This is a genomic window from Methylobacterium sp. 13MFTsu3.1M2, from assembly GCF_900112625.1.
Lineage (GTDB): Bacteria > Pseudomonadota > Alphaproteobacteria > Rhizobiales > Beijerinckiaceae > Methylobacterium.
The window spans coordinates 1-18,246 of record NZ_FOMM01000040.1; the positions used below are offsets into that span (position 1 = coordinate 1).

The following is an 18,246-nucleotide window of genomic DNA, read 5'->3' on the forward strand; positions in this document are numbered from 1 at the left end:
TGTCAAACGGCATTGGAACGGGACCCCGGATCGGCTTCCAATCGGGACCCCATCGTGAGCGTGGCGTGACGCCCCTGGTCAGCCCGGCGGAGCGGGTCGGGGTAGCGCAGCCGGGCTGAGCAGGGATCCTGGAGGCGCGGGGTACGAGCCGACCTCAGGCGCGGTTCTTGAAGCGCCAGCTCTCGTTGCCGGTCTCGACGATCTCGCAGTGATGTGTGAGCCGGTCGAGCAACGCCGTGGTCATCTTGGCGTCGCCGGCAAACACGCTCGGCCACTCACCGAAGGCGAGGTTGGTGGAGACCACGATCGAGGTGGTCTCGTAGAGACGGCTGATCAGGTGGAACAGCAGCTGCCCGCCCGACTGCGCGAACGGCAGATAGCCGAGCTCGTCCAGCACCACGAGGTCGAGCCTGGCGAGATGGTCCGCGATGCGGCCCTGCCGGCCGGCACGCGCCTCGGCTTCGAGCCGATTGACGAGGTCGACCACGTTGTAGAACCGGGCTCGTGCCCCGTCTCGGATGCAGGCCCGGGCGATCGCGATGGCGAGATGGGTCTTGCCCGTGCCGGTGCCGCCGACCAGCACGACGTTGCGCTGATGGGCCAGGAACTCGCCGCCAGCGAGGTCGCGCACCAGGATCTCGTTGATCGGAGTGCCATCGAAGGCGAACTCGGCGATGTCCTTGGCCAGGGGCAGCTTGGCGATCGTCATCTGGTAGCGGATCGAGCGCGCCTGCTTCTCGCTGATCTCGGCCTGAAGCAGGTCGCCGACGATCTGCTGCGGCTCGTGGGTTCGCTTCACCGCAACCTTGATGATCTCGTCGTAGGCAGCCTTCATCCCGAACAACTTCAACTCGCCCATGGTGGCGAGGATGTGCTGACGTTCCATCATGGGGCTCTCCTCAGGCTGTCGTAGCGGGCGCAGTCGGCGACGGGCTCATGGCGGAGCCGCAGACCCTCGGGCGTCAGGAGGGTCACCGGTGCGATGGGCTCGCGCTGGCGAGCCAGGATGTTGAGGATGACGTCGGCCGAGTGCACGCCCTCGCGCAGCGCCTCGGCGCAGGCGGCCTCCACCGCGGGCAGGCCATCGCCGAGCACGGCGGTCAGGATCTCGACCATCTGCCGGTCACCGTCGGCAGAGCCGGCGAGCTTGCGCCGGACCCGGTCGAGGGCGGCGGGCAGGACCCAGTCCTTGAACGGTGCGCCGTTGCGCAGCGCGCCGGGCTTGCGGGCCAGCACGGGGACGTAGTGCCAGGGATCGAACACCGTCTGGTTGCGGCCGAAGACGCGGGCGTGCTCGGCGACGATGCGGCCGTCCTGCCGGATCTCGACGCGCTCGGCATAGGCTCGCACCTCAGCCGGACGGCCGATGGCCGAGGCGGCCACCGAGTAGCGGTTGTTGTCGAAGCGCACGAGGCAGGTCGAGGACACCGAGGCGGTGACGGCGTGGAAGCCGTCGAAGCGACCGGCATAGGGTACCAGCGCCGCTCGCTCGGCCTCGAAGGCCTGCCACACGGTCATATCCGACTGCTCGGGATGCGGGTGGGCCTTGGCGTAGGCGATCACCCCATCGAGCAGCAGGGCGTTCAGCTCGTCGTAGCTCTTCACCCGGACGCGCGGGGTGAACAGCCGCTCGCGCACCAGCCCGACCTGGTTCTCGACCTGGCCCTTCTCCCAGCCCGAGGCCGGGGTGCAGGCCACCGGCTCGACGAGGTAGTGCGAGCACATCTGCAGGAAGCGGCGATTGTAGGCGCGCTCGCGCCCGACGAAGATCGTCTCCACCGCGGTCTTCATGTTGTCGTAGATGCCGCGCTGGCAGGTGCCGCGGAAGAAAGCGAACGCCCGGTCGTGGGCGTCGAACACCATCTCCTGGCTCTCGCGCGGGTAGGCCCGCACGAACAACATGCGCGAGTGGCAGAGCCGGACGTGGGCGACCTTGACCGTCGTGGTCGTGCCGCCGATCAGCACGATCTCGTGGCTCCAATCGAACTGGTAGGCCTCACCCGGGGCGAAGACGAGCGGCACGAAGGCGGGGGCCGTCACGGCGGTGCGCGTGCGCCTCCACCCCTTGGCGTAGCGGCGCACCGCGTCGTAGCCGCCCTCGTAGCCGAGCCCGCGCAGCGCCTCGAAGACACGGATCAGGGTCAGCCGCTCGCGGGGAGCCTTGCCGGCGTTGGCCAGAAGCATCCCGTCGAGTGCCTCCCGCCATGGCCCGAGTTTGGGCGCGGGCTGACTGGTGCGGGTGTAGCGGAAGGCGGTCGCCTCAGAGCGGATCACCTTCCGCACGACCTTACGGGAGACCTTCAGCTCCCGGCAAATCTGCTTGATCGGCTTCTGCTGCACGAAAAAGGCGCGGCGGATCTTGGCGATCGTCTCCACGACAAACATCCCCCGCGCTCCTCCCGTTCGAACACGAGAGGCAGTCTGGATGAGTTGTCCTGGGGTCCCGTTTGGACGCCGATCACCCCAAAAACGGGGTCCTTATTCCACGCTTAAACACAGGCAAGCCCGATGTGAGCCGGCGCAGGATGCTGCATAGGCCAAGCCAATAACGCGGCGAGTCTTCTCCGGGCGCAAGGTGCCGGTATGTCCACTCGCATAGCGAGCCGACCATGCATTTTGAGATCCGATCCACCGGCCGCCACCTCTGGACCTGGGTGCTGCTCGACGCCTCGCATCTGTCGGTGATGGAATCGGACCGGACGTTTCCGTCCGAGGCGCAGGCGTCGGCCGCCGCGTTGGCGTTCTCGAAGCTCGTCACCCGAGCCGGGAAGACGCTAGCCGCCCCGTCATCAAGCAGTCTGATCTAGACTTACGTCGACAATTATCATATAACGCGCGTCATCACGACGGAGACTGTGGCATTGTGAGAATTTATTCTAGTTAAGCGATTGTACAAGACGAATAATTGCAGTTGTGAATGTGCCAGCAGTCAGTGTTGTACCAAGCAGCACGAGCGCCCATGCCTTATCAAACTTGAGCCGCGTCATCGTCGTCCTCCGCATAGATGCAACTTTAGAGCGACGGCGTTTAACGCGAGGCGCAACCTCATAGCTAAAATCTTACCCAAGCGTCATGTCAGGTTGATATCGGCAGCATAGGGTGCGCGTGAGCGAGCCGCGCCTTGCAACCGAGTTTTCCTCCAAAGCGAAGATCGCGGCCTTGTGGCTACCAAGCGAAGGTCAGTTGGGTCTGTGAGCAGACAGCCTGACAGTTGGCGGTGAAGGGAAGCAGCTGACGATCAGCTCTGCAGGCTCTCGGCGAAGTCGTGGGGGATCTCGCCCCACTGGCCGAGGATCGTGACGCCCTCGAGCTCGCCGGTCTCGTCGTCGGCCACCACCTTCAGCGCCGCCGCGCCCGGCATCCGCTTCGCGAGGTTCTCGGCCTTCTTCACCGCCCCGCTCTCGGTCTGCGCCGGCTCCTGCCGGGCTGGCCGCAGCCGCTTCCGGTGCACCTCGAAGGGCTGCACCACGAACGCCGTCTTCATCGCCATCGTCGTCTCTAGCTCGCCCTGACATGTCAAACGCTCATCGCCGACCGCGCGAGGCGCGTAATACTCCGCCGCGACTGACAATTTCGGCCCGAGTTCACATTCGTCCACCGGCCGGAAAGAAACATTCCGCGCGCAGATTGAACCCGGCTAGTCCATCAGCTTTGTTCCGTATTCGTTCTAACACGGCGGAGCGGCGGGTGCACCTCAACCGGATCGACGAGCTGCTGATCCACAGCCCTGAAGCTGTCCGCGTGCCGCTGATTGGGCAGGCCCTGTGTGCCGGCTTCCCATCCCCCGCCGACGACTCCCTCGAGGGCGCGCTGGAGCTGCCGCGCTGGCTTGTGCCGAACCCACCCGCCACCTTCCTGTGGCGCATCTCCGGCTCGTCCATGGAGGGCGCCGGCATCTACGACCGCGACCTCGCCTGCGTCGACCGCAGCCTCAAGGCGGGCTACGGCAGCATCGTCGTCGCGGCGATCGACGGCGAGATGAGCTGCAAGCGCCTCGTGATCGACGGCAACGTCGCCCGGCTCGCTTTCTGCAACCCGGACCTGCCCGCCTTCGCGGTCGACGAGTGCGGTGAGGGCGCGATCTGGGGCGTGGTCCGCTTCTCGATCCGCTGGCACGTGGCTCGGGGTCACATGACGTGACGCGGAGCGCCACCGGATCCGCGTCCGGCGGATGACGCTGTAAGCCAGTCCCTCGGCCTCCAGTTGCTCCAGCGCGCGGGTCGCCTGTCCTTGATCACGGCTTCTGCCAGCTTCCGCGCCGGCCCGGACGTCTGTTTCATCTTCGCTCCCGGGGGCTACGATGAACCAGCCATCCTCTGTTCGTGAAGACCCTCAATCTGTCTCAGGAGTGCTGACGGCGGACCTCAATGCGGGCGAGCCCGGCAGCCAGCTCTTCGTACACACGGTAGCCGCGGCCTCGGCACGGCGTCCCAACCAGACTTCCTGAAGCTTAGTCCACAAAGGAAACAGCGTGAGTCCGAGTTCATCACGCCAAAGGCCGACCCAGCGGGTCTATGGCTTACTCGCGGCCTTCTTTGAGGTCTCGGCCGATTTGATACTTCCCGTCTCGGATACTCGATCACGAGCTTGATTGAAGCGCTTCTTCGAAGCGATAAGCTCACGCTGTGAACCGGCTAGCTGCCCCTTCGCTGCGTCACGAGCCGCGATAGCTTGGCCGAGTTCCGCGCGGGCGGAGGCGAGTTTGCCCTGCCACTCACGAACGAGCTCGATGCTCGCCTGCTTCGACTCTTTCTGACGGCTCACTAACCCGTCTCGCTCCGTCTGAAGGAGGCTGACCTGAGTGGTGAGATCGCGGTTGGCTGAAGCTTTATTCGCATAGGCTCCCCAACCGGCTAGGGCGTAAACCCCCAGGATCAGGGGTAGCAACTGAGCACGTGTCGGCTTCCATGCAAAAAGCACCTGAAGTTTCCAGCGCAGCAGTTCGAGCAGGCGAGGCATGGACCGGTTGTCTCCCGTCTCGAGTGGGCGGACCCCGTCGGTCCAAACGGCTAATCGATCAGGCACAGAACGATGCCCGCGCAGAGTTAATGCTTGTTTACGGCGCACATCATCGGGCGGTTGAGGATGTATCGCGAATTGCAGAAATCGGGACGCCGCCGCTTTGCGCCTGGTCAGTCGCGCCGCTGCGCCTCAAGCCGCGCTCATCGAACTCACAGCATGGATGCAGCCGTTCAATCTCTACCCAGCGCGTCTGCGCCGGATAGACTTAGCGGTTATGCTGCGGAGCGATCTCAACGCATGGATGTAACGAGAAGCTTCCGCCCTTTGGCCGAGGCCGAACGCCCAGCAAGGTAGCCGATACCGGCTGCAGCAGCGCAGACGGCGCAGGCCCGTGCAATTCTGGCTAACGTCAGTTTATCGGATCTGCGACCATGCCGTGCCTCCAGAGTTTGCATCTTCGCACGAACGGAGACGTGTGCGGCGACATCGACTTGCGCCGGAGAGAGAAGCTCCTGAGCCGCCGGTATCAGCTCCTGAGTGTAACGGCGGAGGTGCTGACCGATCAGAGCGACGTCGAGGATCATACCCGTCTGCGAGGAAAAGCCGCCCTGCCGCGATCTCGCGAGAGCATCAAGTTGCCCGAGGAACTGCGCATGCTCATGGTGCAGGTCCTCGGCGAGCTGGCGTGTCCGATCCAGGTGGCGCAGCGGCGCATAGAGACTGGCCTCCAACGCCTCGGCATGAGCGGCAAGCTCATCGATTAAGGGCACCTAACAAAACCATCGTTCGATGAAGCGCCAGACGACGAGGGCGGTCGCCAGCGTCGAGAATGCGAGATGGATGTCGGCCCGTCGCTCGTAGCGGATGGCGAGGCGACGGAACTGAGCGAACCAAGCCAGCGTGCGCTCGACGACCCACCTGTGACGTCCCAGCCGCTGGCTGCTCTCGATCCCGCGCCGGGCGATGCGGGGCTGGATGCGACGGCGGGTCAGCGCCTGACGACAGCGGCGATGGTCGTAGGCCTTGTCGGCGTGCAGCTTCGAGGGACGCGTGCGCGGCGGTCCCCAGCATGAGCGGATCGGCGGGATGGCATCCACGACCGCCTCCAGCATCCGGCTGTCATGGACGTTCGCCCCCGTCAGCTTCAGAGCGAGGGGGATGCCCTTCGCATCGGTGACGATGTGGCGCTTCGTGCCCGGCTTGCCCCGATCGGTTGGGTTCGGGCCCGTCGCCGGGCCCCCCTTTTGGCGGCGATCGAGGCGCTGTCGAGGGAAGCTCGACTGAAGTCGATGCCGTTCTGGCGACCGAGCCGGTCGAGCAGCGCGTGCTGCAGACGGTCCCACACTCCGGCCTTCTGCCAATCCCGCAAGCGCCGCCAGCAGGTCATCCCCGAACCGCAGCCCATCTCCCGGGGCAGCAGCTCCCACGGCGTGCCCGAGCGCAGCACGAACAGGATCCCCGTCAGTGCCGCGCGGTCGGAGGTTCGAGGCCGACCGCCCTTCGGCTTGGCCCGTTCAGGCGGAAGCAGCGGTGCGATCTCGGCCCACAGGCCATCGGGAAGGAGCGGTCTCGCCATCTCCCCTCAACGCGCGAAACCCAGTTTTGTTAGAGGCTCTAAGCCGCCCAGCACCTCTCACGGTCGTGGATCGCCGACCCACCGAAAGTGTACCGACTCTCTGCGATCAGATGCGCGAGGTAGGCGTGATCGTGGGCGATGAGCTGCCAGACGTTCATGCGCCGGATCATCTTTGCGGGTGGCCTTGGCCAACCCGGAGGAGGTCGGCTCGTTTCCAACGGGCGATCGGTTGATCCGGCGTCGTAGTACCCATCGAGGTCTGCGGCCTGACTATGCGAGGATGTTGACGGCGCGTGCGGCGACAAGGGCCACAGTAAGCAGGGAGATCAACGCCTCAGCCATCATCAGCAATTTCGCACGCGGCGTCAGCGGCAGCGTGTCAGTGGGTGAGAAGGCGGTGGCGTTGGTGAAGGCCAGAAACAGATAGTCTACAAACCTCGGCACGAACGGGGCTGCCGCATCCTGCTGCGGAAGCGTCATTTGTGGGAACAGAAAATCCGGATCCCGCGCACTCGGATGGCCGCGCAAAGCTGCACCACCGCGATCTGTCGTCCAGAACCACAGGGCGAAGATCACGACATTAGTGCCCCAGATGTTGAGGGCATCGATCAGCAAGGTCGGGCCGCCGGCTGCCTTGCCGTTTAGGAGGGCTTGGACCAGGGCTGCGAGGGCGGCGGTGTTGGTCACGGTGACCAGCGCAGTCATGAAGAGTGCCATCCTGCGGATCAGGCGATGGTGGCGGTGGACCTCGGCCCAGTGTGCGTCCGTGGTGGCGCGCCGCGCCCGGCCCTGGTTCCAGGCCGTGGCGGCCGAGAGTGGCACCAGCAGCGCGAGTTCGAGCGTCGGGGCAAGCCAGCGCGGCCCGAGCGAGAAGTCGTTCACAACGAGCAGTTGGAGGGCGGCGACGCAGGCGACGGCGCTTCGGGCCAACCAGAAATCCAGGGCGCTGGTCCGAACACGATCAGGGTGTGGCCTATCCATCAACAACGTCCCCTGAGGAGCTACCCTGTTGTGGCGAGCGCCCCCTAACGCTTTTTGCCCAACTCGGCGGCGATATCCTTTGTCATTCGACCGACCTTCCGATGCGCCGCCGTGAGCTGGTCCTGCGTGACGCCCCAGCGCTTCATCCAAAACTCGACAGCCTTGCGTTCCGACAGATCAAGTCGATCCTTGTCGATGAAGCCACGTTTATCTTTAAGGCCGGCCATGGGAAATCCTATGGGTTTGGTTTCACGTGATCTGGGAAGGGTCTAAACCAACCTGACAGTGAGGCGGGCAAAGGGATGCGAGGAACCGCAACGGCGGCCTAGCCTGACTGGTGCTTCGGCCTCCGGTTGAGGCGGCCGAAACGGCGCTTAATGATATCGGCTGAGCTAGAGAGCGAGCGCGGCTACAGCGGCTGTGGAATCATACGAGCCTACCCGGAGCTTGATGCCTCGACGCTCAGAGGGCGAGTTCCCGATATGGGTTGCCGCTCACTTGATGTCATGATGCAGACCGACACGACAGCCAAAATCGGCGTTTGCTCGATGTGCGGGATACCGGTCATGTTCGATTTGACGAAGATGCTGGCCGACGCGCTCGGCGAGCATCTCGCTTTAACCTATCAGCGCACCTTCGGCAGTCGCGAGCGTTTTGCCGAGGTGATCGAGGCGTCCGCACGTCTCACCATCGAGCGGATCGTCGGCAGCGATGCGCTCGACCATGACGGCGACCACACCGCTCTCGTCACCCTCGTCGCTCAGGACATCCTGCGCGGCCCGTTCCTCGACAAGGGCATCACGCCGGAGGATTGGCTGCTCATGATCCTGGCGGCCCTGTACCATGACATCGGCTACGTGCGTGATGTCTGCTCAGGCGACCGGGCGAACGCCTTCGTCATCGACGCGCAGGGCATCACCATCGGTCTGCCACGAGGCGCGTCCGATGCAGCGCTGGCACCTTACCACATCGAGCGCTCGAAGCTGGCAGTGCAGGAGCGCTTCGGCACGAATGACGTCGTCGATGCGCAGCGGGTGATCCGCGCCATCGAGTTGACCCGTTTCCCCGTGCCTGCGGACGACGAGCACCGGGAAACCGGGACCGAAGCCGGCGTGATGCGTGCGGCTGACCTGATCGGGCAACTTGGCGATCCGCTCTACCCTCGTAAACTGAATGCGCTGTTCCATGAGTTCGCCGAGGTCGGCCTGGCTGACCAGTTCGGCTATGCGAACCCGGCGGACCTCGCGGAGCGATACCCGGCGTTCTTCTGGGGCAAGATCGAACCGGTCATCGGGGACGCGATCCGCTTTCTCGATCTCACGGTTGAGGGGAGGAGCTGGGTGGCGAACCTCTACAGTCATGTGTTCGCCATCGAGCATGACCGCCGCCGGATGGGACCGCACCCGGGCTGAGCCACGCAAGATCAATCCTCGCAACTCCTCGAGAAAGCTACACCAACCGCCAAGAAAAACTCGCTGTGTTGCGAAATCGGATGATTAATTATATACGTTGGCGGACCAACAGACAGGAAGAGAAACTACTCTCCGGGCAATTTCTGCTCGTCTTGATATTTGAGCCAAATTGCGCGATCCGCTTCAGCGCGCTTGAGGCGGTCGGATTCTCTCTCATGCGTCAGCCACAGGACGACGGCGACCATCGTCGCCAGGACGAGCGGGCCGAGAAAAAGAACAACCATCTGTGCGAGCGTCAGGCTCACGCGCGCAGGGCTCCGAGCAGGCGTCTAGCCACCAGATGTAGTATACCTGCCAGGAGACTCCAACCAACCAGGAGAGCGCTGGCTGTAAGCGCGCTGGCGGTGCCCGAGAAGATTGCCACTGACGGGGAGATGCCGCCGACAGCCACGGAGGCGACTGCGACCCCGTTGACCCACATCGCCGTCAGCTTCGCCCGCTCATTGCGGATCAGCTTGGCGTCGTCGGGACTGAGTGGCGGGATTTCGGTATCGGCCATGACACGGGGTAGCTCGGAGCAACCGAGGGGTTGAACAGGGGCTCGATCCGTGAAGCCATTTAGAACAAAACAGGAACAAAATCCAGGGTCGATCCTGCCTTTTCGCCGGTTTTGGCGCCACCATCCCCAATATACGAGCACTCGGCTGTCGGCGGTTATCGGCGGCGAAGGAGCCAGATGCTGAGCGTATGCCGCTCTTGGATGAGGTCGGCAGGCGCCTCGAAGCGCTTAATATGCGCTGTGGGGACGGCGGCTAGGCCAATCCCAGCTTCCCATGCGCCTCGGCGGGCGTCATCTGCCGAATGGCTTCTTCGGAAAAGCCAAGCTCACGAAGCGCCGCCCGCTGACGGTTCGTGATCATCAACGACACGGCAGGAGACGTCGCAGGCGCGCTGCCCGTCGCGTTCAGCTCGGCGTCCTCGGTGAGGCCGACACGGTCGAGGAACGCTTCCTCTGCCGCGGTCTGGCTGAGGAGCGGCCGAAGGCTGTCGTCAGTTCCCGCCATACATGACCTCATTGCTCCCCTACCGACCTCGGGAGTGCGCCGGATCAGCGATGAGACGGCGGTACGGCCCGCTCTGACGAAGCAGTAGGTTAGGGCCGTCAGGGCTGTTCCGTCAGAGCCGGATCTTGCCTACCGTCGCCCCGAGTGGAAGCGGTGACGCCAGCCCTCATTCAGCCTGCGCTCCTCAGCGCTCTCCTCCGGGACAGCGTCCAGACTCAGCAGGATCATCGCAAAGCCTTTCTGCTGACGGTACACCTGCTCATAGAGGTCCGGCGCGCGGAGGTCGCGCTTCACATCGATCCAGAGATCGGGACTACACGCGGCGGTGTCGCTCACGATGTTCGGCCGATGTGGGCTGCTGTGAAAGAGCGAGCCTGTCGGGACCGGGCTGCCGACCGCGCAGATGATGGCGGGAAAGGAGAGGCTCCGGTAGCACCGCTGCACCCGGCCGTTGCCCGCCACGACGATGGCGATCCGCTCGGGATGGTATTGTACGTAGGCCCGAGCCGCCGCCTCCTTGCCGACCGCGAAGTCGCGCGTGAGCACAAGAACGTGCTCCAGATCCGGCTCACGAAAGGCCGCCATCGCTCCCCGCAGCAGGTGCGGAGGCATCAGCATGAGGGCGGCGAAGCGGTTGGCCTCGACCTCCCTGCGTTGCCGCTGATCGCCCTCCTTCGCTGTGACGCGGAGCAGGTCAGAGCTCTTGCACAGGAACCGCCCGGGCTGATCCGGGACGTGCTGCACCATCAGGAAGTGGCCGAGTTGATGTGCGATCGTGAAGCGGCGCCGCGGTTCGCCCCCGCGCTTGGCGAGGATGGTGCCTTCAGATCGCTTCGCGTCGGTAACGAGGCCACCCTCGAACTCGTCGGTGTCGAGGTCCTCGATCCGGAGGATGCCGAGTCGTGCGCACAGCTCTTGGATCGGCACGGGCACCGGAAGGTTCGGCTCGGCCTGTAGGATGCGTTTGACGAGCGCCTCCGGCGAGCCCGCGTCCACGAGGTCCACCCTGCTGACCGACATCCGCGCAGCCCCTTCCCGTTCCGGAGTCGATCCATCAGGCCGCCCCGCACCCGCGATCCGACTCAGACCGCGTGCATGCGGCCTGAAGCACACCGCGCAGCGCTATTGGCTGATCGTAGCTTGCAACGTCCGCTTACGGGAAGTCGCCACAGTCAGCTAAATCGCCGGGATGGGCGCCAAGTCGAATGTCCGGTTCTGCGCGCGACGTCGATCCAGCGTGACGAAATCTGGCCGAGAGCCGTCATTCCGCTTTGGAGCAAACGAGTCAGAAAAGCGGACACAGGGCCTACGACCCGGCCCAGTCATTCGGGCTTCTGAACTGATGACCTCAGATTAGACTACGGGTTAGGCTCGATGCCGATGCTGCTGCGCCACCTTCACCCTTTTCAGGCGGTCAGACCTCTCAGCCTTTCTGCCAGACTCGCCGACGCGAGGTCGCCACGATTGAGGATCTGGCTCGCGCCGCGAAGCTTGCTCCGGTCGTCCGCCGAGAATTCCCGACCCGTCAATACGATCACCGAGATGTCCGAGCAGCCGGGCACGGCTCGCACGCCCTCTAGGAAGCCGAAGCCGTCCATGATGGGCATGTTTAAGTCCACGATGACCACGTCCGGCTTGGTGGCTGCCACGTGCTGCAGGCCTTCTTCCCCGTTCGAGGCTTCCACGACCGACCATCCGTCCTCCTCGAGGGTGGAGCGCATCGCCATGCGGGTCACGGCCTCGTCTTCGACCAAGAGCACGGTGCCGCGCCGGTCCGTCCCCGACAGCCTGAACTGATTCACAATCTTGCCAAACCGGGACCAGTCGACCGGCTTCAGCATGTAGTCCGAGGCGCCGAGCGATTCCGCGAGATTGCGTTGGTCGACGGACGTCACCATCACTACGGGCGTCGACGCAAGTATCGCGTCCGCTTTGATCTGGCTCAGCACCGACCACCCGTCCACACCCGGCATCATCACGTCCAGCACGATGGCGCGCGGTCGCAGCTTCCGGGCTAGGTCAAGGCCGCTCCTGCCGTTCGTGGCTGTCTGGACCCGGAAGCCCTCGCGATGAAGGAACCGCGTCGTGAGCGCGAGCTGGTCCGGATCGTCTTCGATGACCAGGATGACATCACCATCCAGCTCGTCGTCAACAATGATGTCCGGATCGTTCGAGGCTCGCTCATCGACGGGTGGAACAAAGGTTGCCGGCACGGTGAACGTGAATGTACTTCCCTGGTTAGGCGTGCTGGAGACCGTAACCGTCCCTTCCAGCATGTCGGCGAAGGAACGCGTGAGCGACAGGCCGAGCCCGGTCCCCCCGAAGTTGCGCGTCGTGGAGGCGTCGGCCTGCTCGAAACGCTGGAACAGGCGCGAGACCTGCTCGGCCGTCATACCGATCCCAGCATCGGTGACAGAGAGCGAGAGCCGGTCGATGCCCGAGAGATCCGTCATGCGCGAGGCGGCGAGCGTGATGATCCCATTTTCCGTGAACTTGGCGGCATTGCTCAAGAAGTTGAAGAGCACCTGGCGTGTCTTCGTCAGGTCGGAATGCATCTGGCCCAGGCCGACCGCGAGTTGCAGTTCGAGCGTGTTGCCCCTCTTGCCGACCAGCATCGCGACCGAACTCGCGACGTCGCGCAGCATGTCCTCCACCGCAAAATCCTCGGTGTAGACCTCCATCTTGCCGCTCTCGACTTTGGAGAGGTCCAGCACGTCGTTGATCAGGCCGAGCAGGTGACGGGCGTTGCGCTCGACCTTGCCGATGTCGACCACGAGGTCCGACGCTGCGCAGCCGTCGGAGATCTCCTCACCCATCATCTCGCTATAGCCGATGATTGCGGAGAGCGGGGTGCGGAGTTCATGGCTCATGTTGGCCAGAAAATCGCTCTTCGCTGTGTTGGCCTGCTCGGCCGCTTCCTTAGCGGCCTCCGCCGTCGCATTGGCGCGGGTCAACGCCGCCTCCCTTTCGACGAGGATGTGGTTTGCAGCGTGGAGCCGCCCCAGCGTAGCTTCGTTCTGCGCGACGGACCGGCGCAGGGTGTGGCAGATGCACACGATGGTCGCGCCGACCAATGCGTACTGACACAGCAAGGCATCGTCGACGCCGTTGAGCATCCCGTCCTGCGTGTAGAACCACGCGGCGATCAGGGTGGACAACGACAAGGCCAGCGTTCCTGGACCCCAGCCAAAAGCGAGGCTCGCGAGCAAGAGAACCGGGATGTACAACAGGAACGGCGCGACGTAGGCCGGAGCGAGGAACCGAACGAACGTCATGGCGCCGACAAACAGCAGCGTGACGCTGTAGTCGGTGACCGGCGCGTGACGCCGGCGGGCGACCGTCCCGATCAGGTTGTGCAAGCTGCTCATGAGACGTGAGTGTCACGTGCCGGATGCTTTGCAAAGCGAGCGCGTCCTGCACCCGCCTCGGGGCACGCCGAAGGTCGTCGCAGAACGCGGGCCGCGGTCATCATGCTCGGGCAGCCAGAATGAACGAGCCGGGCGTGCGATAGATGTCTGGTTCGGCGCGGCAACTCGCCGTCCGCGGGGGTGCGCGATTAAGTCCACGTTGAGCGGCGGGGTTTATTCCGCGGCCGGACCGTTGCCTGGGTGTGGAGCGGTCGGACGAGGTCGATGGAACGGTCAGCGCAGCCTACGGATACCCCATCGGCGGTGACCGATGAGCACGATGCGGTCATCGAGGCTGCCGAGGAGGTAGTCCTCGATCCCCTTGCAGACTTCCCGCATATCAACCTGCGCGCGGGTGTGGAGCCGTGGGAGAAGCGCCGGGCGGCCGGCAAGGTTCTGCGCCTGGAACTGCCCCACGCTGCCCATGCCAACCTCAATATCGCCCGCGATCGTCCCGACCCGGTGACCCTCATCGAAGCGGCGCACGCGGGACGGCAATCACACCTGATCCCGCTGCGGGTCGCCCGCATGGCCTCCTCGCCGTTCGCCTTTCTGCGCGGCGCCGCGCAAGTCATGGCCTGGGATCTGGCACAGGGACCGCGCGGCGCCATCGATGTAGTTATGAACGGCGACGCGCATATCTCGAACTTCGGGCTTTTTGGATCGCCCCAGGGCGATGTGGTGCTCGACCTCAACGACTTCGACGAGGTGACGGTCGGGCCGTGGGAGTGGGACCTGAAGCGGCTTTGCGCGAGCATTGAGGTCGCCGCGCGGGATGCAGACGTCGCCGCATCGGAACGGCGGCAGGCGGTACTGAGCGCGGTGGCGGGTTACCAGCACACGATGGACGATCTCGCCCCGCGCGGCTCGCTCGACGTGTGGCGGCGCGCGGCACGCGCCGAGGACCTCGCCTTCGCCGGCATCGAGATCGACGCGCGCTCACAGGCTGTGGTTCACAGGGCTGTCGAGAAGGCGCGGCGGAAGAACAACACGAGCTTGCTCGACCAGGTTGGCGAGCGTCGCACGGACGGTGGCTGGCGCTTTCGCGAGGAGCCGCCGATCCTCGTCCGCGTCGATGAGGCCACGCGCGAGCTTGTGACCTCCGGTCTGGAGCGCTACGCCGAGACGCTGCCGCGCGAGCGGCGGTTCATGCTCAGCCGCTACCATGTGGTCGACGTGGCCCACCGCGTCGTCGGTGTCGGGAGCGTCGGGACCCGGGCCTACGTCGCGCTGCTGTGCGGCAACTCCGATCGAGACGTCCTCTTCCTCCAAGTGAAGGAAGCCGTGCGGCCGGCGCACGCGCCCTATCTGCGCGGCATGCCCAGGCCCTATGCCGATCACGAAGGCGAGCGCGTGATCTACGGTCAGCGCCTCCTGCAGGCCGTGGGCGATCCGCTGCTGGGATGGACGAAGATCGAAGGGCGTCCGTTCTACGTGCGGCAGATGAAGAACATGAAGGGCGAGATCCCGGTCGCGCGCATGACAGGCCGATCACTCCTGTACTTCTCGCACGGGTACGGAGCGCTGCTCGCCAAGGCCCACGCACGAACCGGGGATGCGGCAGCGATCGCAGGTTACTGCGGTCATGACGGCCGTGCCGATCTGCGCGAAGCCCTGGCCGACTGGGCTATGGCCTACGGAGAACGGAACGCTGAGGATTATCGGACCTTTCGGGACGCCATCGCGGCGGGCAGGCTTCGCGCGGCCGACGATCCGCATCTCTGACCTTACGGGTGCGGTCGCGATCGCCCGGACACAGCGGGCTTCTCTCGGTGTGTGGGACCCTGGTCGAGCCTGCACCGACGGCGTCGTTCGCCCGCGCGTGTAGCCCCGAACTTGGCGCCGCACGAGCCGAGCCGTCGCCGGACCGGGGCGCTGTGACGGGTCGAACCGTCTCCCCTACGCATGGCCGCCTCGTCCGGCGTGCCGGCCTCTGGATCGCCGGAGCGTTGCGACGTCGATCCCCATGCCGGACCCGGCACAGCCGGACCGCTGCCTGAGGCGGCAGATTCTGGCTGCATCAAGCCTACCCGCCGACGCTGACCTCCACAGACATGTCCAGAAAGGCGTCCGCCGGCCCGGCGAAGCTTCCGACCAGCGGCATGGCCTGTCGAATGTCGCGTGCGACCGCGACCGGGATCAGGCTCGCGCCGCCGACGCTGCGGTTCGTCGGATCGAAGGTGATCCACCCGGCACCCGGCAGGAAGGCCTCCGCCCAGGCATGCGTGGCTCCCGCATCGGCGGAGCCGAGCAGCGTTCGCGACGGGTCGTGGAGGTAGCCGGACACGACCCGGGCTCCGAAGCCGAGGCTGCGCACCGCCTCGACGAAGAGCGTCGCCAGGTCCCGGCACGACCCCATCCCCAGAGACAGGGTCTGGCTCGGCGACTGCGTGCCCTCGTCTTCCCGACCTTGGTAGGCGATGGTGCCACCGACCCCGGCGTTCAGATCCTTGAGGAGCGACAGGGTGTCGGTTGGGCAGGACGCCACGAACCCCTGCGCCCAGGCCCGCAGGCTCGGCTCCCCCTCCGGATATTGCGGGATCGTCAGGGCGCCGAGGTCCGTCCACTCGTCATCGGTGTACTGGAACGGGAACGCGATGGCGGAGGCGGCGATGGCGAAGACGGGATAAGCCTCGGCCGAGAGTTCGACCCGAGATACGCTCTCCACGACGAGGCGATCAGTCGAAGGCCCGAACGTGGCCGTCGCCACGGCGTTGCCGGCGACGTCGTAGGCCCAGGTCACGGTGGCGTCAGGCGACAGGGTGATGTTGCTCGACAGCAGGCGCAGGTCGCGGCTCTCCCGCGGGCGCATCATCAGCCGGTGCGGTCCGAGATTGACGGGCTGGCGATAGCGGTACATCGTCTGGTGGCGGATACGCAGGTCGATCAAAAATCTGTCCCTTCGGTCCGGCCCGGCTGTGCACGGCATGCAGGCTGCCGCGACGCAGCCTAGCATGGATCCAGCCACGTACCGGCCCTGAAAATTGGACGATCTGCCCAGATCACGGTTCCATCGGGAGGCAACCTTCCGCTCCCGAGCGAGCTTTAGCTGTGTGACACATGATTCCAAGGGCGATGCGCCCCACGCCCTCGTCGTCGACGACGACGCCCTGATCCTGATGGAGGCGACCAGTATCCTTGAGGATGCGGGGTTCCAGGTGCTGGAAGCGATGAACGTCGTCCAGGCTCTGCGAATATTGGATCAGCATCATGACGCGGTTCAACTACTCTTCACTGACGTGCACATGCCGGGGAATGCCGACGGCTTCGACTTGGCAAGGCAGACAAATGAGCGCTGGCCGCACATCGCGGTCGTGGTCGCCTCGGGCCGGGCCGCGCCTGAGCCCGGCGACCTGCCGGAGGGCGCGACGTTCATCGGCAAACCGTTCAGCGCCGAGGTCGTCCGGCATCATGTCCGCAAAACACTGCCGGACGAGAGGCACCCGAAACAGTTGAGGACGTAGTCTTTCGAACCTGGCGTTTCGTACCTGATGCGAGAGTCTTTCGCGACCGGAAGTAGCTCTTGGAGACGCCCGTCCTCGGGTTATCTGATCGCCTGAAGTTGGCGTCAGCCGCTGGTAAATTCCGGAGGAAGTCGAACGGGAAAGCAGAGGCGCTGCACCACAAGCAACCGCTTCGATTTGGATAGTCCCTGTCGATCCAGGAAGACGCCTTCTCATATGCTGGCGCTGTCTTGTCGTCGCCGCTGCCGCCGCATTGATAAAAACTTTGATAATCAGTCAGGACACACTTTTGTGTAAATTATCTTGGTCTGGGGGCCGCGCCCAGGGGACGTGAGGCGTCCGCGGCGGCAATGCAGCGATCCCTGTTACCGAAATTAACGAGACAAGAAGTAGAGCCGAAGGCGGGAAATAATTTGCCGCGGTCAGCTCCTTTGTAGCGATGCCGCCTATCGAGAGGCTCAATACCGGGATAGAGACTGCATCATAACGATGGGAAAAACCTGATGCGAATGGACGGCGTCGAGGTCCTGATAAGGACGCTCACGGAAGACGAGGCCGCCATCCTCGAAGCCTGGAACATATCTCTCCGGAAAGGGACCTCCCTGCAGAGCGGTCGGATCCGAGAGGCCGAGCTCCAGACCCAGGCCAAGGCCGTGTTCGGCCTGCTTCGGGACGGACTTTCGTCCGGTGGGGTCGACGCGGACGCGGAAAGCTATACCCCGCTGCGCGAAAACCTCGCCGATATCTCCCGCTCGCGGGCGATCCAGGGGTTCACGCCGACCGACACCGCCAACTTCGTCTTCTCGCTCAAAGAGCCGATTTTCGAGGCGCTGCGGCGCAAGTCGGCCGCGGACGCCTCGGCCTTGGCCGCCGGCGTATGGGCGGCGGGGAAGGTACTCGACCGGCTCGGGCTGCTCACGATGGAGGTGTTCCTAGCCAGCCGCGAAGAGGTCATCGGGCGCCAGGGGCAGGAGATCGCCGAGCTCTCCACGCCCGTGGTTCGCCTCTGGGACGGTATCCTGGCGCTGCCGCTCATCGGCACCCTCGACAGTGCCCGCACCGGTGTCGTGATGGAGAACCTGCTCCAGGCCATCGTCGACGAAGAGGCCGAGATCGCCATCATCGACATCACCGGCGTGCCGACCGTCGACACCCTGGTGGCGCAGCACCTGCTCAAGACCGTGGCGGCCGCCCGCCTGATGGGCGCCGACTGCATCGTCTCCGGCATCCGGCCGCAGATCGCGCAGACCATGGTCCATCTCGGCGTGGAGCTGAACGTTATCTCGAAGGCGACGTTGGCCGACGCCTTCGCGCTCGCCCTCAGGCGGACTGGCCGCAAGGTTGTGCGCCAGCAGTCGGCTGAGGAGCGCCGCTGAGGCC

The 18,246-nt window shown here is 64.8% G+C and carries 20 protein-coding genes; 7 read left to right on the forward strand and 13 right to left on the reverse strand.

Translation table 11 applies throughout. The features are described 5' to 3' along the window. Window positions 1-154: 154 nt before the first annotated feature. Window positions 155-889, reverse strand: a complete 735-nt coding sequence (gene istB / locus BM314_RS27940; RefSeq protein WP_280142576.1) for an IS21-like element helper ATPase IstB — start codon at window positions 887-889, stop codon at window positions 155-157. Beyond that, window positions 886-2,385 carry an IS21 family transposase gene (istA, locus tag BM314_RS27945; RefSeq protein WP_091981776.1) on the reverse strand — a complete coding sequence of 500 codons (1,500 nt, stop codon included), beginning with the start codon at window positions 2,383-2,385 and terminating at the stop codon, window positions 886-888. The genes istB and istA overlap by 4 nt, the downstream gene beginning before the upstream one ends. Before the next feature lie 224 nt (window positions 2,386-2,609). Here istA and BM314_RS27950 point away from each other — a divergent pair, with 224 nt between their 5' ends. Beyond that, complete coding sequence (locus BM314_RS27950) at window positions 2,610-2,807, forward strand: hypothetical protein (protein ID WP_091981778.1); 198 nt, start codon at window positions 2,610-2,612, stop codon at window positions 2,805-2,807. Window positions 2,808-3,238: 431 nt separating this feature from the next. Here the strand turns inward: BM314_RS27950 and BM314_RS27955 are convergent, their stop codons facing one another. Then, window positions 3,239-3,490 (reverse strand): hypothetical protein, encoded by a 252-nt coding sequence (locus BM314_RS27955; protein WP_091981780.1) that lies wholly within the window; start codon window positions 3,488-3,490, stop codon window positions 3,239-3,241. A 197-nt stretch (window positions 3,491-3,687) separates the two neighbouring features. Between BM314_RS27955 and umuD the strand changes: the two genes are divergently transcribed. Further along, a complete protein-coding gene (umuD, locus tag BM314_RS27960; RefSeq protein WP_091981783.1) occupies window positions 3,688-4,140 on the forward strand; it encodes a LexA family protein in 453 nt (150 codons plus the stop codon). A gap of 372 nt (window positions 4,141-4,512) precedes the next feature. Here the strand turns inward: umuD and BM314_RS30315 are convergent, their stop codons facing one another. Further along, window positions 4,513-4,959 carry a hypothetical protein gene (locus BM314_RS30315; protein ID WP_139237894.1) on the reverse strand — a complete coding sequence of 149 codons (447 nt, stop codon included), beginning with the start codon at window positions 4,957-4,959 and terminating at the stop codon, window positions 4,513-4,515. A 476-nt stretch (window positions 4,960-5,435) separates the two neighbouring features. On the opposite strand from BM314_RS30315, the gene BM314_RS27965 reads away from it, so the two are divergent. Next, the gene (locus tag BM314_RS27965) at window positions 5,436-5,726 is read left to right on the forward strand and encodes a hypothetical protein (RefSeq protein WP_139237895.1); all 291 of its coding nucleotides are present in this window, start codon (window positions 5,436-5,438) and stop codon (window positions 5,724-5,726) included. A 6-nt stretch (window positions 5,727-5,732) separates the two neighbouring features. Here the strand turns inward: BM314_RS27965 and BM314_RS27970 are convergent. From BM314_RS27970 to BM314_RS27980, 3 genes are all read right to left on the reverse strand, one after another. Beyond that, window positions 5,733-6,538 (reverse strand): IS5 family transposase gene (locus BM314_RS27970; protein ID WP_091981788.1). Its coding sequence is split into 2 segments (ribosomal slippage): window positions 5,733-6,208 and window positions 6,208-6,538, totalling 807 coding nucleotides; the frame shifts between segments, so codons are not numbered across the junction. A gap of 270 nt (window positions 6,539-6,808) precedes the next feature. Next, on the reverse strand, window positions 6,809-7,468 hold the full coding sequence (locus BM314_RS27975) for a hypothetical protein (RefSeq protein ID WP_244540068.1): 660 nt from the start codon (window positions 7,466-7,468) through the stop codon (window positions 6,809-6,811). A gap of 95 nt (window positions 7,469-7,563) precedes the next feature. Then, entirely contained in the window at window positions 7,564-7,746 is a 183-nt protein-coding gene (locus tag BM314_RS27980; protein ID WP_003600567.1) for a DUF3606 domain-containing protein, read from the reverse strand. A 279-nt stretch (window positions 7,747-8,025) separates the two neighbouring features. On the opposite strand from BM314_RS27980, the gene BM314_RS27985 reads away from it, so the two are divergent. Beyond that, window positions 8,026-8,931 carry a metal-dependent phosphohydrolase gene (locus BM314_RS27985; RefSeq protein WP_244540069.1) on the forward strand — a complete coding sequence of 302 codons (906 nt, stop codon included), beginning with the start codon at window positions 8,026-8,028 and terminating at the stop codon, window positions 8,929-8,931. Window positions 8,932-9,056: 125 nt separating this feature from the next. On the opposite strand, the gene BM314_RS27990 is transcribed toward BM314_RS27985, so the two are convergent. From BM314_RS27990 to BM314_RS28010, 5 genes are all read right to left on the reverse strand, one after another. Next, complete coding sequence (locus BM314_RS27990; protein WP_091928744.1) at window positions 9,057-9,236, reverse strand: hypothetical protein; 180 nt, start codon at window positions 9,234-9,236, stop codon at window positions 9,057-9,059. Then, entirely contained in the window at window positions 9,233-9,490 is a 258-nt protein-coding gene (locus tag BM314_RS27995) for a hypothetical protein (protein ID WP_053622063.1), read from the reverse strand. The genes BM314_RS27990 and BM314_RS27995 overlap by 4 nt, the downstream gene beginning before the upstream one ends. Window positions 9,491-9,743: 253 nt before the next feature. Beyond that, window positions 9,744-9,995 (reverse strand): hypothetical protein, encoded by a 252-nt coding sequence (locus BM314_RS28000; RefSeq protein WP_091981790.1) that lies wholly within the window; start codon window positions 9,993-9,995, stop codon window positions 9,744-9,746. A 129-nt stretch (window positions 9,996-10,124) separates the two neighbouring features. Beyond that, on the reverse strand, window positions 10,125-11,000 hold the full coding sequence (locus BM314_RS28005) for an ImmA/IrrE family metallo-endopeptidase (RefSeq protein WP_244540070.1): 876 nt from the start codon (window positions 10,998-11,000) through the stop codon (window positions 10,125-10,127). 401 nt (window positions 11,001-11,401) lie between these two features. Next, window positions 11,402-13,363 (reverse strand): response regulator, encoded by a 1,962-nt coding sequence (locus BM314_RS28010; protein WP_091683076.1) that lies wholly within the window; start codon window positions 13,361-13,363, stop codon window positions 11,402-11,404. 264 nt (window positions 13,364-13,627) lie between these two features. Between BM314_RS28010 and BM314_RS28015 the strand changes: the two genes are divergently transcribed. Next, window positions 13,628-15,127 (forward strand): DUF2252 domain-containing protein, encoded by a 1,500-nt coding sequence (locus BM314_RS28015; protein ID WP_091683078.1) that lies wholly within the window; start codon window positions 13,628-13,630, stop codon window positions 15,125-15,127. A gap of 301 nt (window positions 15,128-15,428) precedes the next feature. Here the strand turns inward: BM314_RS28015 and BM314_RS28020 are convergent, their stop codons facing one another. Continuing rightward, window positions 15,429-16,292 carry a transglutaminase family protein gene (locus tag BM314_RS28020; RefSeq protein ID WP_091683079.1) on the reverse strand — a complete coding sequence of 288 codons (864 nt, stop codon included), beginning with the start codon at window positions 16,290-16,292 and terminating at the stop codon, window positions 15,429-15,431. Between the two features lie 163 nt (window positions 16,293-16,455). On the opposite strand from BM314_RS28020, the gene BM314_RS28025 reads away from it, so the two are divergent. After that, window positions 16,456-16,866, forward strand: coding sequence for a response regulator (locus tag BM314_RS28025; protein ID WP_244540071.1), 411 nt, complete (start codon window positions 16,456-16,458; stop codon window positions 16,864-16,866). A 503-nt stretch (window positions 16,867-17,369) separates the two neighbouring features. Then, the gene (locus BM314_RS28030) at window positions 17,370-18,242 is read left to right on the forward strand and encodes an STAS domain-containing protein (RefSeq protein WP_091683081.1); all 873 of its coding nucleotides are present in this window, start codon (window positions 17,370-17,372) and stop codon (window positions 18,240-18,242) included. The last annotated feature ends 4 nt before the right edge of the window (window positions 18,243-18,246 follow it).